Genomic DNA, 24,732 nt, shown 5'->3' on the forward strand with positions numbered 1-24,732 from the left:
CGTTGTTGGGACGGGGCCCGCCAACAGGCCCCGTCCCCGCCCCTTGGCGGAACGCCTTCCACGCGCTCCGTCAGACCGCCAACCGCTTGACGCGGGTAACCGCTTCTTCCAACACACTCTTCCGCTTGCAGAAGGCGAACCGGACCTGGGTGCGGCCTGCCTCCTGGTCGTCGTAGAAGACGGAGTTGGGGACGGCGACGACCCCGGCGCGTCCGGGGAGGGCGCGGCAGAAGGCGACGCCGTCCTTCTCGCCGAGGGGGGCCACGTCGGTGGTGATGAAGTAGGTGCCCTGGGGCCGGTACACGGCGAAGCCGGCGGCGGTGAGGCCCGCCGCGAGGAGGTCGCGCTTGGCGCGCAGGTCCTCGCGGAGGGCGGTGAAGAACGCGTCGGGGAGGGCCAGTGCCTCGGCGACGGCGTACTGGAGCGGGCCGCCGCTCACGAAGGTGAGGTACTGCTTCGCGGTGCGGACGGCGGTGACCAGGGCGGCGGAACCGGTGACCCAGCCGATCTTCCAGCCGGTGAACGAGAACGTCTTGCCGGCCGAGGAGATGGAGACCGTCCGGTCGCGCATCCCGGGCAGGGAGATGAGTGGCACGTGGTCCTCGTCGAAGGCCAGGTGCTCGTAGACCTCGTCGGTGACGACCAGGAGGTCGTGTTCCACCGCGAGGGCGGCGATGGCGGTCAGCTCCTCGCGGGTGAGGACCGTGCCGGTCGGGTTGTGCGGGCTGTTCAGGAGGAGCAGCCGGGTGCGCCGGGTGATGGAGTCCCGGAGTGCGTCCAGATCGGGGCGGAAGTCCGGGGCGCGCAGGGTGAGGGGGACGCGGACGCCGCCGGCCATGGCGATGCACGCCGCGTACGAGTCGTAGAAGGGCTCGAAGGCGACGACCTCGTCGCCCGGCTCCAGGAGGGCCAGCATGGTCGCGGCGATGGCCTCGGTGGCGCCCGCGGTGACCAGGACCTCGGTGCCGGGGTCGAAGGTGAGGCCGTAGAAGCGGTCCTGGTGGGCGGCGACGGCGGTACGCAGCTCGGGGATGCCCGGGCCCGGCGGGTACTGGTTGCCCCTGCCGTCGCGCAGGGCGCGGACCGCGGCCTCGCGGACCTCCTCGGGGCCGTCGGTGTCGGGGAAGCCCTGCCCCAGGTTGATGGCTCCGGTCGTGAGCGCCAGGGTCGACATCTCCGCGAAGATCGTCGTCCCGTGCCCGTCCAGCCTGCGGTTCAGCAGCGGCCTGCGGCTCATCTCTCCACCGTCCTCGATGCGGGCCGGCGTCTCCGGGACCCGTGGTCATCCTGTCGGCAAGCTCTGGAGTTGCTCAAGTCCGCTTTGACACGGATGGGGGCGGGGCATCCCGGGGGCATCCGGATTGGTTTTCGGAGGCGGCGGGGGCCGCCACGGGGGACGGAAAGGATGTGAGGGCGTGACGTACGTCCTGTTGGGGCTGATCGCGCTCGCGGTGGCGGGGGTCGTGGTGACGGCCGCGAGGTGGTCGGCGAGGAACCGGCCGGTGTCCCGCGGGTCCGCGTCCCGGAGCGGACCGCGCGGGTACACGGTGAGGACGACGAAGGCGCGCCGTTCGTCGGGGCGCGGGCGGTCGTCCGGGGACAGCTGGTGGGCGGGTGACGGCGGCTCGTCGGGGGACAGCGGTTCCAGCCACTCGGGCGGGCACTCCGGCGGGCACTCCTGCGGGGGCGGGCACGCGTGCGGCGGAGGATCCTCGTGCGGCGGGGGATCCTCGTGCGGCGGGGGAGGCGGCTGCGGCGGCGGCAGCTGACGCGGTCCGGTGCGCCCGGTGGGCGCTCGCGGAGAGGAGTCCAGAGGCCCGGCCGGAGGTGATCAACTCCGGCCGGGTCCCGTCGTGTTGTGGAATCCGCGGTGGCCGGGGAGTACACGGGGGCTTCCTGGTTGAACAGTTGAGCTGTAGGGCCCCCCAGGGGATGGAAACCACGCCAAGTTGGTCAAAAACGCGGTGAGTGCGGCGTAGTTCGTGATTCCCTCGTTTGACAGAACATTTCAGCCCACGGACCCCAGTTGGGCCGGATCTGGCGCCTCCCACCTCCCCCATGTCTCCTCCGGTGGCGTCCCCTGCTCATGTGTCCCTGCGTTTGCGGAGCCGACCCATGCTCACGTCCCTCCAGACGGCCTATTCCGACACCCGCGCTGCCGACCTGGCGTGGGCGCTCGGCAAGGAGCCGCTGCCCGCCCTCGCCGTGCTGGATCTCCAGCTCGGCGGCGCCACCATGCAGTTGAGGCTGCTCGGCGCCTCTCATCAGGTCCTGTTGGAGGAGGGCGGCCGTACCTGTTCGGAGACCGTGGCCTGCCTCCCGGGCACGCGCACCCCGCTTCCTCTGGGGGTGGCCGAGCAGCTCGGCGACCGGGAGTACGAGTTCGCCGCGCGCGTGGAGACCCTCAACGAGGGGCAGTTCGCCGCGCGGGCACAGGAGTTGCTCGCCCTGGTGGCCGAGCACCCGCACGGGCTGGCGGGCACCTTTCCGGGCAGCCCGTACGCCTTCACCGCGATGCTGGCGCAGCGCTCGGAGGGGCAGGTGCGGTGGCGTACGTGGCACGCGTACCCGCAGGAAGGGCAGTTGGTGGCCACGCGGACCCGGTTCGGGGTGCGGATTCCGGTGCCGCCGAGCGGTGCGGCGACGCCCAGGTCGGGCGTGGCGCCGGGGGTGGGGACGGCGGGCGTTCCGGCGTTCGTGGAGCGCTCAACTCCCGTGCTGGCTACAGCCTTTCCGGTCGCTTCGGCTGTTTCCGGGGTGGCCGCCGTTTCTGCCGGGGCCGGTGCGCCCGCCCTGGTGCTCTGAGGTGACCGAAAAGCGCGCGGCGTGCGGGGTGTTGGCGTGCGCCGGTGGGCGGTTGGCGCACGCCGGGCGCTCGCTGCGGCGCCTCATGTGCACCCTTGCGGGTGACAAGGTGCGAAGGATTCGTGACGTAGCGTTCCGGGCATGATCGACCAGCAGGTGCCCCTTCTCGGGGGTGCGGCGCCCCTTCCCGTACACCCGCGGACCGGCCGCTTCCTCGTGCTGGCCTCCGTGTTCGTCTGTGCCGCCTGTGGCCTGGTGTACGAGCTCGAACTGGTCGCCATGGCCTCGTACTTGATCGGCGACTCCGTGACGCAGGCCTCGGTGGTGCTCTCCGTGATGGTCTTCGCGATGGGCATCGGCTCACTGCTCGCGAAACGTTTACGCTGCCACGCCGCCGTCGGCTTCGCCCTGATCGAGGTGGCGCTCGCGCTGGTCGGCGGGTTCTCCGCCCTCGTGCTGTACGCCTCCTTCGCCTGGCTCGGGGAGTCGCGCGTCGCACTGGTCGGGTTCTCGGTGGCGATCGGCGTCCTGATCGGGGCGGAGATCCCGCTGCTGATGACGCTGATCCAGCGGGTCGACCGGCAGGACGCGGGCGGGACCGTCGCGGACCTCTTCGCGGCGGACTACGTGGGCGCCCTGGTCGGCGGGCTGGCCTTCCCCTTCCTGCTGCTGCCGATGCTGGGACAGCTGACCGGCGCGCTGTTCACCGGGGCGGTCAACGCGGCGGCGGGCGGGGCCCTGATCCTCTGGCTCTTCCGCCGCGACCTCACCGCCCGGTCCCGTTGGCTCCTCGTCCTCGCCGGGATCTGCGCGATGGCGCTGCTGGCCACCGCCACCGTGCTGGTGGACGACTTCGAGCGGGCCGCACGCCGGGCGGTGTACGGGGGCGAGGTGCGGGTCGCGGTGCAGACGGGGGTGCAGGAGATCGTCCTCACCGGCTCCGGGCGCGACACCCTGGACCTCTACCTCGACGGCCGGCTGCGGGTCAGCGCCCGCGACGAGTCCCGGTACCACGAAGCCCTCGTGCACCCCGCGATGCGGGGACCGCACGCCCGGGTGCTGGTGCTCGGCGGCGGCGACGGGCTGGCCGCCCGCGAGGTGTTGCGCTACCCCGACGTGACCCGGGTGACGGTGGTCGAGCTGGACCCGGGGGTCACCCGGCTGGCCCGTACCGACCCCGCGCTCTCCGCGCTCAACGGCCGCGCCTACGCGGACCCGCGGCTGACGGCCGTCAACGCGGACGCGTTCACCTGGCTGCGGACCGCGCACGACCGCTACGACGTGGTCATATCCGATCTGCCCGACCCCGGGATCACGGCGAGCACCAAGCTATACTCCGCCGAGTTCTACGGCCTGGTCAGGCGGGCGGTCGCCCCGGGCGGCCGGTTCGTGGTGCACGCGGGGCCGCCGGGAAAGCGCCCGCGCACCTACTGGACGGTCGACGCCACCGTGCACGCGGCGGGCATGGCCACCCGGCCGTACCGGGTCCTCGGGCGGCGTACCGGGTTCGGCGCGAGTCCGGACCGGGTGGCGGGCGACACGGGTGCGGAGGAGGACTGGGGCTTCGTGCTGGCCGCCCCCGGCGGTACGCCGCCGGTGCTCGGGCTCGACCGGGGAACCCCCGCCCTGCGGTCCCTCGGCGCGGAGGGCCTGGCGGCGGCCGGCCGGGCCGCGGAGGCGATGCGGCTGCCCGGACAGCCACCGTCGACGCTGCTGCATCCGCGGTACGCCTCGGAGACCTGACGCGAGGGGCGGAGAGTTGAGTAGGCTCGGACGCATGGAGCATGAGGTGTTCGTTCCGGTTCCGCTCGCGTCCCTGCGGAGCGCGCTCGGCGATCCCGCCCGGGTGGCGCGCTGCGTCCCGTCCCTCCAGCAGGACGCCGCCGCGTCCGAGGCACTTTCCGGCCGGCTGAGGTTCCGGGTGGACGGCCACACGATCACCTACCGGGGTGCCCTGGAGCTCGCCGCGACGGGCGAGGACACCGTCACCCTCACCGGGGAGGGCACCGCCGCCCGGGGTGCCGGGGCGGTGAAGCTGGCCCTGACGATCACCCTCGTCGAGGACTCCGGGAGCGAGGGAGCGGCCGAGGGCGCGTCCGGTACGACCCTCCGCTACTCCGGCACGGCCACCGGTGACGGTCGGCTCGCCGAACTCGATGCCGAAGCCGTCCGCGTCGCCGCCCGTCGTCTGCTCGACCGCTTCACCCAGCAGCTCGTCACGGAGAGCCTCGCCGCCCACGGGACGCCCGGGACGCCGGGGACGCACGAGACGCCCGGGGCGTCAGGGGCCGGTGAGGCGGGCGAGGTGCCGGGAACGGCCGGTACGCCCTCCGCCGGTACGTCCTCCGTCGAGCAGCCCCCGGCCGGTACGCCTTCCGCCGAGCAGCCCTCCGGCGCCGCTCCGTACGGGGACGCCGACAGCAGCACCGGCATGGAGGCGCGGGCGGACGCGGAGACGCGCCCCGACGGCGGCGACACGGACTCCCCGGCCGGTGCGGGCACCGGATCCCTCTTCGACGCCCCGGTACCGCCCTCCTCGCTCGACGCGGGCGCCGGCATCGAGTTCGCCGTCCCGGACGAGCCGCCCGCCGAGGCCGCGCACGCCCGGCGCACCATGATCGGGCGGAGCGCCGAGGAGGTGGACCACGCGCCGCCGCGCGGCCGGTACGCCCCCGTGCCCTCGCCGGAGACCACCACCGCCTCCTCCACCCTGCGGTGGGTGGCCCCGGCGGCGGCCCTCGCGCTCGCCTCCGCCGTGGTCGTGGGGCGGGCGCTGCGGCGCCGTAGGTGAGTGCGCCAGTAGGGTCGTCGCGTGAGTAGCGAGAAGAGCGTCCGGCTGACCGCCGGCGACGCCGAGTTGACCATCGACCCCGTCCGAGGGTGCCGTATCACCAGCCTGCGGATCGGGGGCACCGAACTGCTGCGGCAGGGTGAGCGGTACGGCTGCTTCCCCATGGTGCCGTGGGTCGGGAGAACCGCGTACGGCAAGTTCCGCAACGGCGACACGGTGCACACCCTGCCGCTCAATTCGCCGCCGCACGCCATCCACGGCACCGGTCGCGACACCTCCTGGACCACCGCGCGCGAGGTGGAGGGCGAGGCCGCCTTCACGTACGACCTCGCCGAACCCTGGCCGTACGAGGGGCGGGTGACGCAGACCTTCGAACTCTCCGAGGACGCCCTGACGATCCGCATGGCCGTGGAGACGTACGGCGACTCCTTCCCGGCGCAGGCCGGCTGGCACCCCTGGTTCCTGCGCAACATCGGCGGACAGGACGCCCGGCTCTCCTTCGACGCCGCCTGGCAGGAGGAGCGCGGCGAGGACCACATGCCGACCGGCCGCCGGATCGACCCGCTCCCCGGGCCCTGGGACGACTGCTTCGGGATGCCGGACGGGGTGAAGGCCACGGTCACCTGGCCGGAGCAGCTGGAGCTGACCGTCACCAGCCGCGACGAGTGGGTCGTGATCTACGACGAGCAGGACGAGGCGCTCTGCGTGGAACCGCAGTCCGGCCCGCCCAACGGGCTCAATTCCACTCCGCGCCTGGTCACGCCGATCGAGCCGCTGGAGATGGAGACCACCTGGAGCTGGGCTCGGCTCTGAGGAAGCCTGCCCCGCCACGTACTCTCGACGGTATGACTGACGTACGCGCTGACCTGCTCCAGCAGATCAAGGACAAGGCCGTGGTGCACGGCAAGGTGACCCTCTCCTCGGGTCTGGAAGCCGACTGGTACATCGACCTGCGCCGGGTCACGCTGGACGGCAAGGCCGCGCCGCTGGTCGGCCAGGTCATGCTCGACGCCACCGCCGAGCTGGACTACGACTGCGTCGGCGGTCTGACCCTGGGGGCCGACCCGGTCGCCACCTCGATGCTGCACGCCTCCGCCGCGCGCGGTAAGTCGCTGGACGCGTTCGTCGTCCGCAAGGCGCAGAAGGCGCACGGGATGCAGCGCCGCATCGAGGGCACCGACGTCAAGGGCCGCCGCTGCCTGGTGGTCGAGGACACCTCGACCACCGGCGGATCGCCGCTGACCGCCGTCGAGGCCGTCCGCGAGGCCGGTGGCGAGGTCGTCGCCGTCGCCACGATCGTGGAGCGGGGCGCCGCCCCGGCCATCGCCGAGGCCGGACTGCCGTACCTGCACGTCTACTCGGTCGCCGATCTCGACCTGGCCTGAGCCAACCAGAGGGGGGCTTCCCCTCTGACCTGCGGTTTTCTCCGGGGCGCACTGTTTCACGTGAAACGGTGCGCCCCGGAGCCGTTTCTACGGGGGTCCTCCGGGTGGAGTCCCCGCAGGAGTCTGGGAAGATGGGCACGACGATGACGTCGCCCCCAGGTCAGGGACCAGCACTGCACACCCGCACATCCCAAGGAGCGGACAGATGCCCATCGCAACCCCCGAGGTCTACGCCGAGATGCTCGACCGGGCGAAGGCAGGCAAGTTCGCCTACCCGGCCATCAACGTGACCTCGACCCAGACGCTCCACGCGGCTCTGCGCGGTTTCGCCGAGGCCGAGAGCGACGGCATCGTCCAGATCTCCACCGGTGGTGCGGAGTTCCTGGGCGGTCAGTACAACAAGGACATGGTGACGGGCGCCGTGGCCCTCGCCGAGTTCGCGCACATCGTCGCCGCCAAGTACGACATCACCGTCGCGCTGCACACCGACCACTGCCCCAAGGACAAGCTGGACGGCTACGTCCGCCCGCTGCTCGACATCTCCGCCGAGCGCGTCGCCAAGGGCCTCAACCCGCTGTTCCAGTCCCACATGTGGGATGGCTCGGCCGAGACCCTGGCGGACAACCTGGCCATCGGTCAGGAGCTGCTCGCCAAGGCCGCCGCCGCCAAGATCATCCTTGAGGTCGAGATCACCCCGACCGGTGGCGAGGAGGACGGCGTCACGCACGAGATCAACGACGAGCTGTACACCACCGTCGACGACGCGCTGCGCACCGCCGAGGCGCTCGGCCTGGGCGAGAAGGGCCGCTACCTGCTGGCCGCCTCCTTCGGCAACGTCCACGGCGTCTACAAGCCGGGCAACGTCGTGCTCCGCCCCGAGCTCCTGAAGGACCTCCAGGAGGGCGTCGGCGCCAAGTACGGCAAGACCTCCCCGTTCGACTTCGTCTTCCACGGCGGCTCCGGCTCCACCGCCCAGGAGATCGCCACCGCGCTGGAGAACGGCGTCGTGAAGATGAACCTCGACACCGACACCCAGTACGCCTTCACCCGCCCGATCGCGGACCACATGTTCCGCAACTACGACGGCGTGCTGAAGGTCGACGGCGAGGTCGGCAACAAGAAGACGTACGACCCCCGCACCTGGGGCAAGTCCGCCGAGGCGGGCATGGCCGTGCGTGTCACCGAGGCCTGCGCCAACCTGCGCTCCACGGGCACGAAGCTGAAGTAGGCGCGTACGGGGCCGCGAGGTCCCGTGCCGCGTTCGTCGCGGGCCCGACACTCCTGGGTGATCCCCGGTGAGGTCGGGCCCGTGGCATGTACGGCCGCGGGCACGGCACCCGGAGCGACACCGGACGCCGCTCCCGGGCCGTGCACGACCTGTGTACGACCGAACCATGTGAGGCACCGCTGTGAGTCCGTCCTACGATTTCGACACCGTCGTCGACCGCCGGGGTACCTGGAGCGTGCAGTGGGACGGGGTCGCCGACCGGTTCGGGGTGGACGGGCTGCTGCCGTTCACCATCTCCGACATGGACTTCCGGACCGCGCCCGAGGTGCTGGACGCGCTCCGCGCCTGGATCGACCACGGGGTGTTCGGGTACACCGACTGGCAGCAGGACGACTTCCGTTCGGCGATAGCCCACTGGTACGCCACCCGCTACGACACCGCTGTCGACACCGGGCAGCTCGTCTACGGCCCTTCGGTGCTCAACCAGCTCTCCCAGCTGCTGCGGATGTGGACCGGGGCCGGCGACGCGGTGGTCACCCACACCCCGACGTACGACGGTTTCCGCAAGGCGATCCTCGGTCTGGGGCGCGAGATGCGCGGGGTGCCGGTCGGTGACGACGCGGCACTGGAGAGGGAACTCGCCCGCCCCGACGCGAAGGTGCTGCTGCTCTGCTCGCCCCAGAACCCCACCGGGCGGGTGTGGACTAAGGCCGAGCTCACGCGGATGGCGGAGCTCGCCGCGCGCCACGACGTGCGGGTGATCAGCGACGAGATCCACTCGGACTTCGCGCACGAGGGCCATCACCACGTGCCGTGGACCCGGGTGGCGGACCGGGGCCCCGCGGGCTGGGCGCTCATCACCTCCGGGTCGAAGTCCTTCAACTTCCCCGGACTGAGCGGCTCGTACGGGCTGATCGGAGACCCGGCGGACCGGGCGGAATACCTGCGGCGGATGGCCACGGCCGAGGGGCTGGAGTCCCCGGCGGTGCTCGCGCTGGTCGCCCACATCACCGCGTACCGGGAGTGCGGGCCCTGGCTCGACGAACTGCGCGCCTACATCGCCGGGAACCTCGCCCTGGTCGAGGAGCGGCTGCGCGCCGCCTTCCCGGAGCTGGACTGGCGCCCGCCACAGGCCGGTTACCTCGCCTGGATCGACCTGAGGCCGCTGGGCCTGGACGACGACGCCCTCCAGCGGGTGCTGATCGAGCGGGAGAAGGTCGCCATCATGCCGGGCGGGGTCTACGGCTCCGACGGCTTCGTACGGCTCAACGTCGGCTGCCCGCGCGCCAAGGCGGAGGCGGGCGTCGACGCGCTGGTCCGGGCGATCCGCTCGCTCCGGTAGCCCGCGCGGGGGCACGGGGAGGCCGGTGCCCACTGGCCGCTCCGGCGGGCAGCGGCGATGCTGCCCCCATGGGTGAAACCCCCGAGGGACCCCCGGCGTCCGGGGAACGCACGCCCGCGCGGGCGGACGGCGGGGCCGGTGCCGGTGCGCCGAAGGCCGCCGGGGAGATCCGGGCCGCCTCGGCGCCCGGGCGGTGGATCGTCCTGACCACCGTCCTCGGCTCCGGCATGGCGATGCTGGACTCCACCGTCATCAACGTGGCGCTGCCCCGGATCGGCGAGGACCTCGGCACCGACCTCGCGGCGCTCCAATGGACCGTCAACGCCTACATGCTGACCCTCGCCGGGCTGATCCTGCTCGGCGGGGCGCTCGGCGACCGGTACGGGCGGCGGCGGGTCTTCGTCGTCGGCGTGGTCTGGTTCGCCCTCGCCTCGCTGGTCTGCGCCGTCGCACCGAACGCCGCCGTGCTCGTCGCGGCGCGCGCGTTCCAGGGCATCGGCGGGGCGCTGCTCACCCCAGGGTCGCTGGCGCTCATCCAGGCGAGCTTCCACCCGGACGACCGGGCCCGGGCGGTCGGGCTCTGGTCCGGCTTCGGCGGGGTCGGCGCCGCCATCGGGCCGTTCGTGGGCGGCTGGCTCGTCGACGGGCCCGGCTGGCGGTGGGTCTTCCTGCTCAACCTCCCGGTCGCCGCGCTCTGCGTACCGGTCGCGCTGCGCCATGTGCCGGAGTCCCGGGACCCGCGCGCCCACGGGCGCTTCGACGTCCTCGGGGCGGTGCTCGGCGCGGTGGCGCTGGCCCTGGTGACGTACGCGCTGATCGAGGCGCCGGGGAGCGGCGCCTCGCCCGCGGTGATCGGGGCGGCGGTGAGCGGGGTGGTGGCCGGGGCGGCGTTCGTGCGGGTGGAGCGGCGGCGGCCCGACCCCATGGTGCCTCCGGCGATCTTCCGCTCGCGGCTGTTCACCGCCGTCAACCTGGTGACGTTCTGCGTGTACGCGGCGCTGGGCGGCTTCTTCTTCCTCTCCGCGATCCAGCTCCAGGTCGTCGCCGGGTACTCGGCGCTCGGCGCGGGCACCGCGCTGCTCCCGACGACCGTGCTGATGCTCTTCTTCTCGGCCGCCTCCGGCGAACTGGGCCACCGCATCGGCCCCCGCATCCCGCTCACCGCGGGCCCGCTGCTGGCCGCCGGGGGCATGCTCCTGATGCTGCGGGTCGGGCCCGGCAGCGCCTCGCTCACCGGTTACCTGAGTGAGGTGCTGCCCGCCGTGGTGGTGCTGGGCCTGGGCCTCGTCACCCTCGTCGCGCCGCTCACCGCGACCGTGCTGGCCGCGGTGGACACCGGGCAGGCGGGGCTGGCCAGCGGCATCAACAACGCCGCCGCCCGTGCCGCCGGGCTGATCGCGGTCGCCGCGCTGCCGCTGCTGGCGGGCATGGGCCCGGAGGCGTACCGGGACGCGGGCGAGTTCGCCGCGACCTTCCGGCGGGCGATGCCGATGTGCGCGGGGCTCCTGGTGGCGGGCGCGGTGCTCGCCTTCTGCACGGTGCGGACGCCCGCCCCGGGCCCGGCCCCGTCGTCGGAGGCCGACCGCGAGCCCGCCGAGGGCGGCGGTGCGGAGGGCGGCGGGGCCCATCCGGCGGGGGCGCCCTGCCGTCCCGAGTGCACCGTGCACTGCGGGGTCGTCTCGCCGCCCCTGGAGCCCGCCCGGCGGCGCCCCGGGGAGTGACCGCACGCCCCGGGCCCGGAGCGTGACCCGGGCGGGGCCGGGGCGTCCTGAGGGGGGTTCTGGCGACGGGCCCGGTGGTGGGCCGGGCGGTGTCCCGGAACGCCGGGGTGCCAGGCACACTGGGACCCATGTCCATCCACGAGAACCTGCTCGGGGGCCCCGCCCCGACCCACCTGCCCGACGACCCGGAGCCGCGCGGGCTGCTCGCCGGCGGCACCCCGCCCGCCGAGGTCGCGGCGAAGTACCCCACCTCCTCGCTCGCCTGGGCGCAGCTGGCCGACGACGCCTTCGAGGGCGGCCGGGTCATCGAGTCGTACGCCTACGCCCGCACCGGCTACCACCGCGGGCTCGACGCCCTGCGCCGGGCCGGCTGGAAGGGCCACGGGCCCGTGCCGTTCGAGCACGAGCCGAACCGCGGCTTCCTCCGCGCCCTGCACGCCCTCGCGCGTGCCGCCGGGGCCATCGGCGAGCAGGAGGAGTACGAGCGCTGCTCGACCTTCCTCCGCGACTCCTCGCCGACCGCGGCCGACATCCTGAGCTGATCCAGGCCCCGGCCCGAACCGGACGCCGAGCTGATCCCACCGGCAGCCGCCGACGGCCGTGAGGCGTACGTCGTGCCTGGTCAACCGGCCCGCAGCCCGCTTTGTCGGCTGCGGGCCGGTATGCGTCGCGGCGGGCGCGGGCCGGGCGGATCAAGTTCCTCGCGGCCGAGCACCCCGCGCGTTTCCGGTCATAGGATGCGCCGCAGGGGACCGGAGCCCACCCAGCTAGGACGGGGCGGACCGCTACCCGGAAGCTCGTGTCGAGGAGACAGCGATGTCGGCGAAACACCCCGATTCCGAAGAGACCGGTGCGGAGACCCCGTACCTCGATTTCGCGGGAACGACTCCTTACGAGGACTACGTCCAGGCGGACGTTCTCACCCATTTGCAGCAGCTGCGCTCCGACGATCCGGGCGAGATGGTCTTCCTCGTCACCACCCAGGTCATGGAGCTGTGGTTCACCGTCCTGGTCCACGAGTGGGAGACGGCCGCGCTGGCCCTGCGCGAGGACCGGCTGCCGGACGCGCGGGACGCCCTGAAGCGCTCGCTGCGCGAGCTGGAGGCCCTGAACGCGTCCTGGCGACCGCTGGCCCAGCTCACCCCCGCCCAGTTCAACTCCTACCGGGGCGCGCTCGGCGAGGGCTCCGGCTTCCAGTCGGCGATGTACCGGCGGATGGAGTTCCTGCTCGGCGACAAGTCCGCGTCCATGCTCGTACCGCACCGGGGTTCCCCGCGCGTGTACGCAGAGCTGGAGAAGGCGCTGAGCCAGCCGAGCCTCTACGACGAGACGCTGGCGCTGCTCGCGCGGCGCGGGCACCCGGTGCCGCAGTCGGTCCTCGGCCGTGACCTGCGGCAGAAGTACGAGCCCTCCCCGGTGGTCGAGGCCGTCTGGACCCGGATCTACGCCGAACCGGAGAAGTACGACGAGCTGGTGCGCCTCGGCGAGCTGCTCACGGACGTCGGCGAGCTGGTCTGGCGCTGGCGCAACGACCACCTGGTGGCGACCCGGCGGGCCATGGGCTCGAAGACCGGAACCGGCGGTTCCGCCGGAGTGGCGTGGCTGGAGAAGCGCGCCTCGAAGAACGTGTTCCCCGAACTCTGGACGGCCCGCAGTCATGTCTGAGACCAACCACCGCCGACTGGCGGACCGCGCGGCCAAGCTCGACGCCGCCGACGAACTCGCCGATGTGCGCGAGCTGTTCACCCTCGACGAGGCCGTCTACCTGGACGGCAACTCGCTCGGCGCGCTCCCCGTCCACGTGCCCGACCGGCTGCACGAGGTGCTCACCCGCGAGTGGGGCGAGCTGCGCATCCGGTCCTGGGACGAGAGCGGCTGGTGGACCGCGCCCGAGCGGGTCGGCGACCGCATCGCGCCGATCGTCGGCGCGGCACCGGGCCGGATCGTGGCCGGCGACTCCACCAGCGTCAACATCTTCAAGGCGCTGGTCGCCGCGACCCGGCTCGCTCCGGGCGGCCGGGACGAGATCGTGGTCGACGCCTCGACGTTCCCGACCGACGGCTACATCGCCGGTTCGGCCGCTCGGATGACCGGCCACCGGATCGTCCCGGTCGACCCCGCAGACGTACCGACGGCCGTCAACTCCCGCACCGCGGCAGTCCTGTTGAATCACGTCGACTACCGCACCGGCCGGCTGCACGACCTGCCCACGCTCACGGCCGCCGTGCAGCGCGCGGGGGCCGTCGTGGTCTGGGACCTCTGCCACAGCGCCGGTGCGCTGCCGGTCGGCCTGGACGAGCACGGCGTGGACCTGGCGGTCGGCTGCACGTACAAGTACCTGAACGGCGGCCCGGGTTCGCCCGCGTACCTGTACGTCGCCGAGCGCCACCAGGGCGTCTTCGACTCCCCGCTGCCGGGGTGGAACTCGCACGCCGACCCGTTCGGCATGACCCCCGGGTACGAGCCTGCCGAGGGCTCCGCCCGGGGCCGGGTCGGCACGCCCGACATCCTCTCCATGCTGGCGCTGGAGTCCGCCCTCGACGTGTGGGACGGCGTCCCGATCGAGGCCGTACGCGCCAAGTCCCTCGCGCTGACGGACTTTTTCCTGGAGTGCGTCGAGGCTTACGCCCCCGGGGGCCGGGTCGTCTCCGTCACCCCGGCCGCGCACGCCGAGCGCGGCAGCCAGGTCGCGCTGCGGTGCGCCGAGGCCGGACCGGTGATGCGTGAACTGATCGCCCGGGGCGTCGTCGGCGACCTGCGCCGCCCCGACGTGCTCCGGTTCGGATTCACCCCGCTGTACGTCGGCTTCGCCGACGCGGAGCGGGCCGCGCGGGTGCTGGCCGGGGTGCTGGCGGACGTGCCGGCGGGGTCGGCCGGGTAGGACCGGCAGGGCAGGTGGGACGTGTGCCGGAAGTGGCGCCGGCCGCCCGGACGCCGCCGGACGGGCGGGACTTTCGACACACGGCCCGGCTCCCGGGCGGTCGCGGGCGGGGCCCGGTGGCGAACCGGCTCCGTCCGGCGGTCGCTCCGGGGACTGGTACGGTCCCCGCAGGTCGGACAAGTGGGGCAGCCCCGAGGATGGTTGGAGCAAGAATGTCGGATTCCGCCGCGCGTGACCGGGACGCCGCGCGTGATCGTGACGCCGTCGAGGAGAAGTCGGCGTTCGCGCATCCGGAGGTCGCCCCCGACCGGACCGCCGCCTACGGCGACCACCCCGACCAGGTGGTCGACTTCTACGCCCCGCGCGACGGGCGGACCGGAGTGCCGCTCGTCGTGCTGCTCCACGGGGGCGCCTGGCGCGCTCCGTACGACCGCCGCCATGTGTCGCCGCTCGCCGGGTTCCTGGCCCGCCGGGGCTTCGCCGTCGCCAGCGTCGAGTACCGGCGCGGCGGCGCCGGGGCCCCGGCGGGGGAGGGCAACACCGCCGGGCGCTGGCCCGAGACCTTCGACGACGTGGCCGCCGCGATGGACGCCCTCCCCGCGCTCGTGGCGCGGGAGTTGCCCGAGGCCGACCCGCGGCGGACCGTCGTCACCGGCCACTCGGCGGGCGGCCACCTCGCGCTCTGGGCGGCGGCCCGGCATGTGCTGCCCGCGGGTTCGCCGTGGCGGCTGCCCGAACCTCCGCCGTTGCGCGGGGTGGTGGCGCTGGCCCCGGTCGCCGACCTGATGACCGCCGCGAAGCTCGGCATCTGCTCGGGGGCCGTCCACGAACTCCTGGGCGGCGAGGAGGGGTTCGCCGAGCGGCGCCCGCACGTCGACCCGGCCGCGCTGCTGCCCACCGGCATCGCGACCGTCGTGGTGCAGGGGTGCACCGACGTGGTCGTGCCGCAGCCGGTCGCGGAGGCGTTCGTCGCCGCCGCCGCGGCGGCGGGGGAGACGGTCGGGCTGACCCTGCTGGACGAGGTCGGCCACTTCCCGCTCATCGACCCCTCGGCGGACGCCTGTGCGGTGGTCGCCGCGGAGCTGGAGCAGCTCGCCTGGTGAAGGGCCGCGCCCGGGTGGCGGCCGGGCACCGCCGGGGCCTGGCCGGGCGGTTCAGCGCTCCGGCCGCAGGTGGGTGCGCCGGCCGTCGCGGTCGAAGATCGCGAGGATCTCCGCCGGGCCGCCGCGCGCGCCGAAGGCGTGCGGGACCATCGTGGAGAACTCCGCGGCCTCGCCGGTCTCGACCGTGATGGTCCGCTCCCCCAGCAGCAGCACGACCGTGCCGGAGAGCACGGTGAACCAGTCCTTGCCGCCGGGGTGGACCTTCAGCTCGTCCCGCCCGTGCCGGGGCTCGGGCGCGGTGATGCCCATCCGGACCACGGTGACGCCCGGCTGCCCGCCCTCCCGGTTCAGCAGCCAGGTGGTCGTGCCGCACTCCGCGTCGTGCTGCGGGCGGATCACCACGTCCTCGTCGGAGACGGACTCCACCAGCGCGTCCAGGGTGGTTCCGAGGGCGCGCGCGATCGAGCCGAGCTGATCGAGGCCGATCCGCCGGTGCCCGGTCTCGATACGGCTCAGGGTGGAGGGGCTGAGGAAGCACCGCGCGGCCAGATCGTCGAGCGACCAGCCCTGGGCGGTGCGGAGGCCGCGTATCCGCTTGCGTACCAGGGCGTCGAGTTCTCCGTCTTGCGTCATACGCAAGATGCTATGCCTTTGACGCAAGGCGTGCGTAGGCTCGAAGCATGAGCGAACACGAGGGACACCGGCACGGGCACGGCCGGCAGCAGGGACACCAGCACGGGCGCACCCCCGGCCACCAGCACGGACACGGTCACCAGCACGGCCACGGACACGGCCAGGGGCACGACCCGCAGGACGCCGACTTCTCGGTCCTGACCGAGATGCTGGACCTCGACGCCGAGGTCCTGCACGAGCACCTGGACGAGCTGACCGGCTGGATCGACGAACTCTCCGGCGGGACGGCGGAGAAACCCGGCGGGCGGGGCCTCCGGGTGCTCGACCTGGGCAGCGGCACCGGTGCGGGCACCTTCGCCCTGCTCCAGCGTTTCCCCGGCGCCGACGTCACCGCCGTGGACGCCTCGCCCGCGATGGCCGCCCGGCTGGAGGAGAAGGCCGCCGCGCTCGGGGTCGCCGGCCGGGTCCGTACCGTGGTCGCCGACCTCGACACCGAGGCCCTGCCCGCCGGGCCCTTCGATCTGGTGTGGGCCTCCGCCTCGCTCCACCACATGGCCGACCCGGGCAGCGTCCTCGCCCAGGTCCGCGAGGTGCTGCGCCCCGGCGGGCTCATGGTCGCGGTCGAGCTCGAAGGCTTGCCGCGCTTCCTCCCCGACGACCTCGGCATCGGCCGCCCCGGTCTGGAGAGCCGCGTCCACGCGGCCCAGGCCGAGGGCCGGGCGGCGGCCGGGATGCACATGACCGAGGACTGGGGGGCGAGGCTGCGGGAGGCCGGGCTCGACGTGGTGGCCGAACGGGTCGTCGCCATCGACCTGGCCGCCCCGCTGCCCGCCGCCGCCGGCCGCTACGTCCTGGCCTCCCTCACCCGGGTCCGGTCCGCGCTGGGGGACGTACTCGACGCCGGGGACCTCGCCACCCTCGACGCGCTCACCGACGCGGACGGCCCGCACGGTGTGCCGCGCCGCGACGACCTCACCGTCCGCACCGAGCGGAGCGTCTGGGTGGCCGTCCGCGGGTGAGTCCGTAGTCCCTGAGACGGAGGCCCCGGTATCCGCTTCCGTGGGGACGACCCGGGCGGGTGCCCCGCCCTACCGTGGGCACGTGACCGAGACCCGAGCCCAGACGAAGACGAGAACACCGGAGTTCCAGGTGGCGGCGGGCGCGTTGGGCGGCCTGCGGAAGGACCTCCTCCAGGACGTGTTCGCCTACCGCCCGCTGCCACCGCTCGACGGCGACGGGCCGCTGCTGGGCCTGCTCCCGGCGGACGTGCGCAAGAAGCTGGTGTGGACCCCGCACGCGCTGGTGCTGGGAGCCGCGCTGATCTGCGTGTTCCTCGGCATGGCCCAGTCCGGGGACGAGCTGGTGCTCTCCCTGGTGCCGGCGATAGCCGTGGCCCTGACCCTGGTCCGTCCGGTGGCCGCGTTCTGGGCCTCCGTGCTGGGCACGCTGGTGGTCGCCGGGGGCGGCGGCGCCGGGCCGTGGGCGGCGAGCAGTCTGTGGGGGCACCTGGTCGTGCTGGTCGTCGTCGCGGCCCGCACCCGGCCGCGTACCGCCGCCTGGGCCTGGATTCTCACCGTGCTGCTGGGCGTGCTCATGGAGAGCGCGGCCTACTCCGACGGCACGTCGACCGCCGCCCCGATGTTCGTCGTGTCGGCGCTCGCCCTGCTCGTGGTGACCGTCGTCCAGGTCCGGCGCGAGGCCAGGCGCGAAGTGGACGAGGCCGAGCGGGAGGTGACGGTCCAGCGCACCGTCACGGCCGTCGAGCGCGACCGGCGCACGCTCCTCGAGGAGCGCACCACCATCGCCCGCGAGCTGCACGACGTGGTCGCCCACCACATGTCGGTGGTGGCGATCCAGGCCGAGGCCGCCCCGTACCGGGTGGAGAACCCGCCGCCCGAGCTGGCGCAGGCGTTCGTCACCATCCGCGAGAACGCGGTCGCCGCGCTCACCGAACTGCGGCGCGTGCTCGGTGTCGTACGGGCGGAGGACCAGGAGGCGCCGGACGCCCCGCAGCCCACCCTCGCCCGGCTCGACCGGCTGCTGGACAACGTCCGCGAGGCGGGCCTGGAGACGGAGAAGACGGTCACCGGGGCGGTGCGCGTACTGCCGCAGGGCGTCGAGCTGTCGGCGTACCGGATCGTCCAGGAGGCGCTGAGCAACACCCTGCGCCACGCCCCGGGCGCCACCGCCGCCGTCGAGATCGCCTACGTCCTCGGCGGGCTCGGGGTGCGGGTCGTCAACGGGCCGCCGACCGGGCCGGTCGACGCCTCGCCGGGCGCCGGGCACGGCATCACCGGGATGCGCGAACGGGTCGCGATGCTGGAGGGCGAGATGACGGCGGGGGAGACCGAGGAGGGCGGCTACGAGGTCGCCGTGTTCCTCCCCGTTCCGCGGGCGGGGGACGCGGGCGCCTCCGCGACCGGCACCGGCACCGGCACGGACCAGGAGGCCGCGGCGTGAGCGACATCGGGGTTCTGATCGTCGACGACCAGATGATGGTCCGCGAGGGCTTCTCGGTGCTGCTCAACGCCATGCCCGGGATCGAGGTCGTCGGCGAGGCCGTCGACGGGCGGCAGGCGGTCGAGCGGGTCGCCGCGCTCGCCCCGGACGTGGTGCTGATGGACATCCGGATGCCGGAGATGAACGGCATCGAGGCCACCCGTGAGATCGTCGCCGCCGACGCGGAGGCGAAGGTGCTCGTGCTCACCACCTTCGACCTGGACGAGTACGTCTACCAGGCCCTGCGCGCCGGTGCCTCCGGCTTCCTGCTCAAGGACGCCTCGGCCAGGCAACTCGCCGAGGGAGTACGGGTGGTGGCCTCCGGCGAGGCGCTGCTCGCGCCCACCGTGACGCGTCGGCTGATCACCGAGTTCTCCAAGCTCGCCCAGGCGCCGAAAGCTCCCGCCCTGGCCCGGATCGGAGACCTCACCGAGCGCGAGACGGAGGTGCTGGTGCTGGTCGCGCAGGGGCTCTCCAACGCGGAGATCGCCGCGCATCTGGTGGTCGCCGAATCCACCGTCAAGACCCATGTGAGCCGGGTCCTGGTGAAGCTGGGGCTGCGCGACCGGACCCAGGCGGCGGTCTTCGCCTACGAAGCGCGGCTGGTCACGCCGGGGTAGGCGGTGCCCGACGGCTGGTCACGCCGGGGCAGGCGGTGTCCTACGGACGGTCACGCCGGGGCTGGCGGTGTCCGGGCCTTCGCCCGCCGGACACCGCGGAGGCCTGTCCCCGCGCCCCGGTACCTGCCGGTAGCGTCGGGTCATGCACGTCTCCTTCGACCCCTGGTCACCCGCGTTCGTCGCCGATCCGTACCCCGCCTACACCGCGCTGCGCGCCGCAGGCCGGGTCCACTGGTTCGAGCCGACCCGGCAGTGGCTGATCCCGCACTACGCCGACGTGTCGGGGCTGCTCCGGGACCGGCGGCTCGGCCGGACGTATCTGCACCGCTTCACCCACGAGGAGTTCGGCCGCACCCCGCCGCCCGCCGCGCACGAGCCGTTCACCACCCTCAACGGCCAGGGGCTCCTCGACCTGGAGGCGCCCGACCACACCCGCATCCGGCGCCTCGTCTCGAAGGCGTTCACCCCGCGCACGGTCGAGCGGCTCGCGCCCACCGTGGCGCGGCTGGCGGCCGAGCTGGTCGACGCGTTCGTCGCCGAGGGCGGTGGCGACCTGCTCACGGCGATCGCCGAACCGCTGCCGGTCGCCGTGATCGCCGAGATGCTGGGCGTACCGGAGTCGGACCGGGCGCTGCTGCGCCCCTGGTCGGCCGCGATCTGCGGGATGTTCGAGCTGAACCCGTCAAAGGAGACCGCGCGGGCGGCGGTATCGGCGTCCACCGAGTTCTCCGCCTACCTGCGCGAACTCATCGCCGTACGGCGGGAGAAGCCGGGCGAGGACCTGATCTCCGGCCTCATCGCCGCCCACGACGAGGACGAGCGGCTCACCGAGCAGGAGATGATCTCCACCTGCGTGCTGCTGCTGAACGCGGGCCACGAGGCGACCGTCAACACCACCGTGAGCGGGTGGCGCACCCTCTTCCACCACCCCGAACAACTCGCCGCGCTCCGGGCGGACCACGGTCTGCTGTCCACAGCTGTGGAAGAACTCCTGCGGTACGACACCCCGTTGCAGATGTTCGAGCGCTGGGTGCTGGACGACATCGAGATCGCCGGTACGGTCGTCCCGCGCGGCTCCGAGGTGGCGCTGCTCTTCGGCTCCGCCAACCGCGACCCGGAGCGCTTCGCCGACCCGGACACCCTCGACCTGTCGCGCCCGGACAACCCGCACATCACCTTCGGCGCGGGCATCCACTACTGCCTGGGCGCCCCGCTGGCCCGCATCGAACTCGCGGCGTCCTTCGGCGAGTTGCTGCGCAAGGCGCCCGGGATGCGGCTGACCGAGGAGCCGGAGTGGCACCCGGGGTACGTCATCCGGGGGCTGAAGGAGCTCCGCGTGGAGGTGTGACCCGTACGCGCCGGGGCCCGCGGGATCTCCTCCGCGCAGGTCGCGCAGGTCGCGCAAGCCCCGCGGCCCCCCCCCGGCGCGGGGCGTCACCCCCGCAGGTCCCGGCGGCGCAGGGCGGCGAGGCCCGCCACCACCAGGGCCGCCGCCACGGCGGTCAGCGCGATCAGGGCCGTTGCCCGCAGGTCGCCACCGGGGAGCTTCGGCAGATGGGTGAAGGGCGACACGTCCAGCACCGCCTGCGGCAGGTCCACCGCCGGGCCGATCCAGCCGAGCGCCAGGCAGAGCCCCGCCGCGCCCCAGGAAGCGGCGGCGGCGATCCGGGGCGCCGCCCCGTAGAGCAGGACGGCCACCCCGCCCAGCAGCCAGATCGCGGGGAGCTGGACCAGGGCGGCGCCGAGCACGGCCGGGAGGCGGTGACCGTAACCGGCGGCGAGGCCGAGGCCGCCCGCACCCGTCACGAGGACCGAACCGCCGAACGCGATCAGCAGGTGCCCGCCGGCCCAGGCGGTCCGGGCGGCGCCCGCCACGAGGACGGGTTCGGCCCGGCCGCCGGTCTCCTCGGCGAGCGGCCTCAGTGCCGAGGAGACGACGTACAGGGCCGCCACCATGCCGAGCATCCCGGCCATCGCGGCGAGGAACGCGTCGGTCAGTCCGGCGGCGCCGCCCATCCGCGCGATGATCTCGCGGGTCTGCTCGTTGTCGCCGACGAGGTCGGCGGCCCCGTCCGCCAGCCGGCCGAAGACGAGCCCGGTGACCGCGAACGACACGGTCCACCCGGCCAGCGCACCGCGCTGGAGCCGCATCGCCAGCCCGTACGGGGTGGCGATCCTGCCGCGCGCGGCACCGGGGCGGGTGGCGAAGAGGCCGCTGCCCAGGTCCCGACGGCCGGCGAGCGCGACGGCGAGGGCGAGGAGCGCCGCGGTACCGGCCACGAAGATCAGCGGCACCCACCAGCGCTCGCCCGCGTACGCGCGGGTGTTCTCCACCCAGCCGAACGGGGAGAGCCGGGTCAGCACCGAGGAGGCGCCGGGGCTCGCCGCGTCACCGGCGGCCTTCACCACGAACGCCGCGCCGAGGGCGGCGGCGGTCACCCCCTTCGCGGCGCGCGCGCCCCCGGTGAGCTGGGCGGCGACGGCGGCGGTTGCGGCGAAGAGCAGGCCCGTACCGGCGACCGCGAGCCCCAGCGCGTACGCGCCGGGGCCGCCGCAGCCGGCGGCCGTCAGGAGGAGCACCACGAGCGCGGCGAGCGCCAGATCGGCGACGGCGGCGGCGAGCAGGGCGGCGGTCAGCGGGGCCCTGCGGCCGACCGGCGCGGCCGAGAGCATCTCCTGACGGCCGGTCTCCTCCTCCTCGCGGGTGTGGCGCACGACGACGATCAGCGACATCACGGCGGCCAGCCCGGCCCCGAAGCCGCCCATCCGCCAGCTGACGAGCGCACCGGCGGAGTCGCCGAGGACGGGGCCGTACAGCGCGCGGAGGCTGCCGTTGGCGTTCGTCGTCGCGGCGAGCGCGGCGCGGTCGGCGACGTCCGGGTAGAGGGAGGCGAAGGAACCGGCCACGGAGGCGAACGAGCCGCCGATCGCCAGCAGCCACACGGGGATCAGCACCCGGTCGCGGCGGAGCGCGAGGCACAGCAGGGCGAGGGTGCCGGTGAACGGGCCGGAGCGGGCGGCGGTGGCATCACCGGAACCGGTGCGGGGCAGCGCGCCCGAGGCGGCGGAGGTCATCGCGGGGCCGCCTCGTCCTCGTCGCGGTCGCGCCGCCCGTCCTCCGGGGCGCCGTCCGCCGCGTAGTGGCGCAGGAACAGTTCCTCCAGCGTCGGCGGCGCGCAGCTCAGCGCGCGCACCCCGGCGGCGGCCAGCGCCGCGAGGACCGCGTCGAGCTTGTCGGTGTCCACCTGGCATTTGATCCGGGTGGACCGCACGTCGAGGCCGTGCACCCCGGGCAGCTGCGCCAACCCGGCGGGCACGGAGATGAGTTCGGCGGTGATGCCGGTACGCGTCAGATGCCGCATCCCGGCCGGCGAACCGGTCTCCACCGTGCGGCCCCGGCGGACGATGCTCACCCGGTCGCAAAGGGCCTCGACCTCGCTGAGCAGGTGGCTGGAGAGCAGCACCGTGCGCCCCCGGTCGCGCGCCTCGGTGACGCACTCGCGGAACACCGACTCCATCAACGGGTCGAGCCCGCTGGTCGGTTCGTCCAGGATCAGCAGCTCGGCGTCGGAGGCGAACGCGGCGACCAGGGCGACCTTCTGGCGATTGCCCTTGGAGTACGTACGCCCCTTCTTCGCCGGGTCCAGCTCGAACCGCGCGATCAGCGCGTCGCGCCGGGTCCGGTCGAGCCCGCCGCGCAACCTCCCGTACAGATCGATCACTTCGCCGCCGCTGAGGTTCCGCCAGAGCGTGACGTCGCCCGGTACGTACGCGAGCCGGCGGTGCAGGGCGACCGCGTCCCGCCAGGGGTCCCGGCCGAGCATCCGCGCGGTTCCGGAGTCGGCGCGCAGCATGCCGAGCAGGACGCGGATGGTGGTGGACTTCCCGGCGCCGTTGGGGCCGAGGAAACCGTGCACCTCCCCGTGTTCCACGGTGAGTTCGAGACCGTCCAGTGCTGGGGTCCGGCCGAACGACTTGTGCAGTCCGGACACGGAGATGGCCGTCGTCATGGCTCTGAACGTACGCTGGTTTCACAAATTTCTGAAGTTAAAGAACCGTATAAAGTCGGGAGGCGGGTGGCCTGCGGAGCCGGGTCATGTGGGACACCCCTGAGGGGAAAACCGGGCCTACGCAGACCGAGTTGGCCGGGTTGGCCGGGTTGGCCGGGTGAGCCGGATCGGGAGGAGGGAGCGCGATGGGCGAGGTCACGGGCGCTGCGGGCGCTACGGACGCGGAGGTTCGGGACGGGGCGGCGCGGGACGGGGAGGCCGTCTCGCGGTTCGTCGAGCGGTTCGCGGCGGACATGACGGAGGCGGGCATGCAGCGCATGGCCTCCCGGGTCTTCGCCGCGCTCCTCGCCGACGACGACGCCACCATGACCTCGGCCGAACTCGCCTCCGAGCTCCGGATCAGTCCGGCCGCGGTCTCCGGCGCGATCGGCTACCTCACCCAGGTCGGCATGGTCGGCCGGGAACGCGAACCGGGCTCCCGCCGCGACCGCTACCGGCTCCACCACGAGATCTGGTACACCACCTTCGCCGGACGCGACCGGGTCATGACCCGTTGGGAGCAGACCCTCCGCGAGGGCGCCCGCTCCCTCGGCGAGGACACCCCGGCGGGCCTGCGGCTCGCGGAGACGGCGGAGTTCTTCGAGTTCGTGCAGTCCGAGATCGTGACGATGATGGAGCGGTGGAACGCCCGTCAGGAGGCCCGTCGGAGATCCGAGGGACCGGAGGCGTGGGCGGTGGTCCCTGCCGCTGACCGCTGATTGCTGACCGCTGACCGCTGACCGCTGATTGCTGTCCGCTGACCTGTGCACGAGCGCCCTGGAGGCACGCATGAAGATCCGGCCCGTGCGGCCACGCGACGCCGTTCTGGCGGGCGCCGTCCTCGTCGGGCTGGTGGCCCTGACCGGGGGCGCGGAGGCCGTCGCCCGCCACGTGGTGGACGGGCGGGTGGAGAAGCTGGCCGGTGAGCGGCTGGGTTCCGAGGTGACGGCCGACACCGACGGCTGGGGCCTCGTGGCTCTCGCCGGCGGCGAGCTGGGCACCCTCACCCTGCACGCGGAGGACGCCACCCTCGACGGCTTCGACGGCGTCACGGTCGACGCGGAACTCCGGGACCTCGTCGTCCCCCACGGCGACGGCCGGGCCTCGGTCTCCGGCAGCAGCGCCCGGGCCGAGATGCCGGCCGGCGCCCTGCGCGACCGGGTCACGGCAGCCGGCGGGGCGTTCGCGGCGATGGTCGGCGACGTCGAACCCCGGCCCGAGGACGGGACGCTGCGGATCACGCTGGGCCCGGGCGGGCTCGGCCAGGCCGACATACGGCCCGAGGTGCGCGACGGCACCGTCCGCTTCACCCTGGCCGGCGCGAAGATGCTCGGCGTGGACGCCCCGAAGTCGCTGACCGCCCGCATCGAGTCCGCCCTCACCGACCTGTCCCCGAGCGGTACGGGCAGTGCGGGCGGAGCAGGCGGTGCGGCCGGTACGGGCGGCGGCGCGGCCGGTCCGGAGAGCGCGGCGGACGCGCTGGGCCTCCGCCCCACCGCCGTCACGGTCACCGAGGACGGGCTGCGGGTGGACCTGAAGGGCGGACCGGCCACGTTCGACCAAGACGTCGGGGCTCAGGACGGGGACCGCTGAGCCCACGGGGGACGGGGCCCCGGCCGGAGCAGGGCCGGGGACCGCCGGGGCAGGGCAGCCGAGCCGGGACCGCCGGGGCAGG

21 protein-coding genes and 1 pseudogene are annotated in these 24,732 nt (G+C 73.8%); 18 read left to right on the plus strand and 4 right to left on the minus strand.

Going from position 1 to position 24,732, the window contains the following annotated elements:
* Positions 1-70: 70 nt before the first annotated feature.
* Positions 71-1,237, minus strand: a complete 1,167-nt coding sequence (locus tag ACFWEE_RS09100) for a pyridoxal phosphate-dependent aminotransferase (protein WP_386887772.1) — start codon at positions 1,235-1,237, stop codon at positions 71-73.
* Positions 1,238-2,115: 878 nt separating this feature from the next.
* On the opposite strand from ACFWEE_RS09100, the pseudogene ACFWEE_RS09105 reads away from it, so the two are divergent.
* The 12 genes and pseudogenes from ACFWEE_RS09105 to ACFWEE_RS09160 all read left to right on the plus strand — a co-directional run.
* Positions 2,116-2,628 (plus strand): annotated as a pseudogene (locus ACFWEE_RS09105) (DUF2617 family protein); the annotation flags it as partial.
* 318 nt (positions 2,629-2,946) lie between these two features.
* Positions 2,947-4,548 (plus strand): polyamine aminopropyltransferase, encoded by a 1,602-nt coding sequence (locus ACFWEE_RS09110; RefSeq protein ID WP_386887774.1) that lies wholly within the window; start codon positions 2,947-2,949, stop codon positions 4,546-4,548.
* 34 nt (positions 4,549-4,582) lie between these two features.
* Positions 4,583-5,596: an SRPBCC domain-containing protein gene (locus ACFWEE_RS09115; RefSeq protein ID WP_386887775.1), complete on the plus strand. Its 1,014-nt coding sequence runs from the start codon at positions 4,583-4,585 to the stop codon at positions 5,594-5,596.
* A 21-nt stretch (positions 5,597-5,617) separates the two neighbouring features.
* Entirely contained in the window at positions 5,618-6,409 is a 792-nt protein-coding gene (locus tag ACFWEE_RS09120; protein ID WP_386887777.1) for an aldose 1-epimerase, read from the plus strand.
* Positions 6,410-6,441: 32 nt separating this feature from the next.
* Positions 6,442-6,981: an orotate phosphoribosyltransferase gene (gene pyrE, locus ACFWEE_RS09125; RefSeq protein WP_386887779.1), complete on the plus strand. Its 540-nt coding sequence runs from the start codon at positions 6,442-6,444 to the stop codon at positions 6,979-6,981.
* A gap of 205 nt (positions 6,982-7,186) precedes the next feature.
* Complete coding sequence (gene fbaA, locus ACFWEE_RS09130; protein ID WP_327177002.1) at positions 7,187-8,209, plus strand: class II fructose-bisphosphate aldolase; 1,023 nt, start codon at positions 7,187-7,189, stop codon at positions 8,207-8,209.
* 181 nt (positions 8,210-8,390) lie between these two features.
* Complete coding sequence (locus ACFWEE_RS09135; RefSeq protein ID WP_386887781.1) at positions 8,391-9,551, plus strand: MalY/PatB family protein; 1,161 nt, start codon at positions 8,391-8,393, stop codon at positions 9,549-9,551.
* A gap of 68 nt (positions 9,552-9,619) precedes the next feature.
* Positions 9,620-11,272 (plus strand): MFS transporter, encoded by a 1,653-nt coding sequence (locus ACFWEE_RS09140; RefSeq protein ID WP_386887783.1) that lies wholly within the window; start codon positions 9,620-9,622, stop codon positions 11,270-11,272.
* 128 nt (positions 11,273-11,400) lie between these two features.
* Positions 11,401-11,814, plus strand: a complete 414-nt coding sequence (locus tag ACFWEE_RS09145) for a DUF3151 domain-containing protein (protein ID WP_386887784.1) — start codon at positions 11,401-11,403, stop codon at positions 11,812-11,814.
* 274 nt (positions 11,815-12,088) lie between these two features.
* Positions 12,089-12,937 (plus strand): tryptophan 2,3-dioxygenase family protein, encoded by an 849-nt coding sequence (locus tag ACFWEE_RS09150; protein WP_386887785.1) that lies wholly within the window; start codon positions 12,089-12,091, stop codon positions 12,935-12,937.
* Positions 12,930-14,153: a kynureninase gene (gene kynU / locus ACFWEE_RS09155; RefSeq protein ID WP_386887787.1), complete on the plus strand. Its 1,224-nt coding sequence runs from the start codon at positions 12,930-12,932 to the stop codon at positions 14,151-14,153. Before ACFWEE_RS09150 ends, kynU begins: the two co-directional genes overlap by 8 nt.
* 212 nt (positions 14,154-14,365) lie before the next feature.
* Positions 14,366-15,256, plus strand: coding sequence for an alpha/beta hydrolase (locus tag ACFWEE_RS09160; RefSeq protein ID WP_386887789.1), 891 nt, complete (start codon positions 14,366-14,368; stop codon positions 15,254-15,256).
* A 51-nt stretch (positions 15,257-15,307) separates the two neighbouring features.
* Here the strand turns inward: ACFWEE_RS09160 and ACFWEE_RS09165 are convergent, their stop codons facing one another.
* Positions 15,308-15,889: an XRE family transcriptional regulator gene (locus ACFWEE_RS09165; protein ID WP_386887791.1), complete on the minus strand. Its 582-nt coding sequence runs from the start codon at positions 15,887-15,889 to the stop codon at positions 15,308-15,310.
* Between the two features lie 47 nt (positions 15,890-15,936).
* Between ACFWEE_RS09165 and ACFWEE_RS09170 the strand changes: the two genes are divergently transcribed.
* The 4 genes from ACFWEE_RS09170 to ACFWEE_RS09185 all read left to right on the plus strand — a co-directional run bounded on the left by ACFWEE_RS09170 (position 15,937) and on the right by ACFWEE_RS09185 (position 20,356).
* Entirely contained in the window at positions 15,937-16,908 is a 972-nt protein-coding gene (locus ACFWEE_RS09170; protein ID WP_386887793.1) for a class I SAM-dependent methyltransferase, read from the plus strand.
* An 82-nt stretch (positions 16,909-16,990) separates the two neighbouring features.
* The gene (locus ACFWEE_RS09175) at positions 16,991-18,349 is read left to right on the plus strand and encodes a sensor histidine kinase (RefSeq protein ID WP_386887794.1); all 1,359 of its coding nucleotides are present in this window, start codon (positions 16,991-16,993) and stop codon (positions 18,347-18,349) included.
* Positions 18,350-18,381: 32 nt separating this feature from the next.
* Entirely contained in the window at positions 18,382-19,008 is a 627-nt protein-coding gene (locus ACFWEE_RS09180; RefSeq protein ID WP_386887947.1) for a response regulator, read from the plus strand.
* Between the two features lie 142 nt (positions 19,009-19,150).
* Positions 19,151-20,356 (plus strand): cytochrome P450, encoded by a 1,206-nt coding sequence (locus ACFWEE_RS09185; protein ID WP_386887796.1) that lies wholly within the window; start codon positions 19,151-19,153, stop codon positions 20,354-20,356.
* Between the two features lie 86 nt (positions 20,357-20,442).
* Here the strand turns inward: ACFWEE_RS09185 and ACFWEE_RS09190 are convergent, their stop codons facing one another.
* Positions 20,443-22,083, minus strand: a complete 1,641-nt coding sequence (locus tag ACFWEE_RS09190; protein WP_386887798.1) for an ABC transporter permease — start codon at positions 22,081-22,083, stop codon at positions 20,443-20,445.
* The gene (locus ACFWEE_RS09195) at positions 22,080-23,018 is read right to left on the minus strand and encodes an ABC transporter ATP-binding protein (RefSeq protein ID WP_386887800.1); all 939 of its coding nucleotides are present in this window, start codon (positions 23,016-23,018) and stop codon (positions 22,080-22,082) included. Before ACFWEE_RS09195 ends, ACFWEE_RS09190 begins: the two co-directional genes overlap by 4 nt.
* Before the next feature lie 185 nt (positions 23,019-23,203).
* On the opposite strand from ACFWEE_RS09195, the gene ACFWEE_RS09200 reads away from it, so the two are divergent.
* Positions 23,204-23,776 (plus strand): GbsR/MarR family transcriptional regulator, encoded by a 573-nt coding sequence (locus tag ACFWEE_RS09200; RefSeq protein WP_386887802.1) that lies wholly within the window; start codon positions 23,204-23,206, stop codon positions 23,774-23,776.
* Between the two features lie 70 nt (positions 23,777-23,846).
* Positions 23,847-24,650, plus strand: a complete 804-nt coding sequence (locus ACFWEE_RS09205; RefSeq protein ID WP_386887804.1) for a hypothetical protein — start codon at positions 23,847-23,849, stop codon at positions 24,648-24,650.
* Positions 24,651-24,732: the final 82 nt, after the last annotated feature.

Source organism: Streptomyces sp. NPDC060184, from assembly GCF_042728795.1.
Classification (GTDB): Bacteria; Actinomycetota; Actinomycetes; order Streptomycetales; family Streptomycetaceae; genus Streptomyces.

Excerpts from the sequence above, each read along its gene's own strand:
- ACFWEE_RS09165 (WP_386887791.1), bottom strand. The coding sequence starts at position 15,889 with ATGACGCAAGACGGAGAACTCGACGCCCTGGTACGCAAGCGGATACGC.
- ACFWEE_RS09100 (WP_386887772.1), bottom strand. The coding sequence starts at position 1,237 with ATGAGCCGCAGGCCGCTGCTGAACCGCAGGCTGGACGGGCACGGGACG.
- ACFWEE_RS09145 (WP_386887784.1), top strand. The coding sequence starts at position 11,401 with ATGTCCATCCACGAGAACCTGCTCGGGGGCCCCGCCCCGACCCACCTG.
- ACFWEE_RS09190 (WP_386887798.1), bottom strand. The coding sequence starts at position 22,083 with ATGACCTCCGCCGCCTCGGGCGCGCTGCCCCGCACCGGTTCCGGTGAT.
- ACFWEE_RS09185 (WP_386887796.1), top strand. The coding sequence starts at position 19,151 with ATGCACGTCTCCTTCGACCCCTGGTCACCCGCGTTCGTCGCCGATCCG.
- ACFWEE_RS09170 (WP_386887793.1), top strand. The coding sequence starts at position 15,937 with ATGAGCGAACACGAGGGACACCGGCACGGGCACGGCCGGCAGCAGGGA.
- ACFWEE_RS09180 (WP_386887947.1), top strand. The coding sequence starts at position 18,382 with ATGATGGTCCGCGAGGGCTTCTCGGTGCTGCTCAACGCCATGCCCGGG.
- ACFWEE_RS09205 (WP_386887804.1), top strand. The coding sequence starts at position 23,847 with ATGAAGATCCGGCCCGTGCGGCCACGCGACGCCGTTCTGGCGGGCGCC.
- ACFWEE_RS09115 (WP_386887775.1), top strand. The coding sequence starts at position 4,583 with ATGGAGCATGAGGTGTTCGTTCCGGTTCCGCTCGCGTCCCTGCGGAGC.
- ACFWEE_RS09200 (WP_386887802.1), top strand. The coding sequence starts at position 23,204 with ATGGGCGAGGTCACGGGCGCTGCGGGCGCTACGGACGCGGAGGTTCGG.
- ACFWEE_RS09160 (WP_386887789.1), top strand. The coding sequence starts at position 14,366 with ATGTCGGATTCCGCCGCGCGTGACCGGGACGCCGCGCGTGATCGTGAC.
- ACFWEE_RS09110 (WP_386887774.1), top strand. The coding sequence starts at position 2,947 with ATGATCGACCAGCAGGTGCCCCTTCTCGGGGGTGCGGCGCCCCTTCCC.
- ACFWEE_RS09140 (WP_386887783.1), top strand. The coding sequence starts at position 9,620 with ATGGGTGAAACCCCCGAGGGACCCCCGGCGTCCGGGGAACGCACGCCC.
- ACFWEE_RS09195 (WP_386887800.1), bottom strand. The coding sequence starts at position 23,018 with ATGACGACGGCCATCTCCGTGTCCGGACTGCACAAGTCGTTCGGCCGG.
- fbaA (WP_327177002.1), top strand. The coding sequence starts at position 7,187 with ATGCCCATCGCAACCCCCGAGGTCTACGCCGAGATGCTCGACCGGGCG.
- ACFWEE_RS09150 (WP_386887785.1), top strand. The coding sequence starts at position 12,089 with ATGTCGGCGAAACACCCCGATTCCGAAGAGACCGGTGCGGAGACCCCG.
- kynU (WP_386887787.1), top strand. The coding sequence starts at position 12,930 with ATGTCTGAGACCAACCACCGCCGACTGGCGGACCGCGCGGCCAAGCTC.
- pyrE (WP_386887779.1), top strand. The coding sequence starts at position 6,442 with ATGACTGACGTACGCGCTGACCTGCTCCAGCAGATCAAGGACAAGGCC.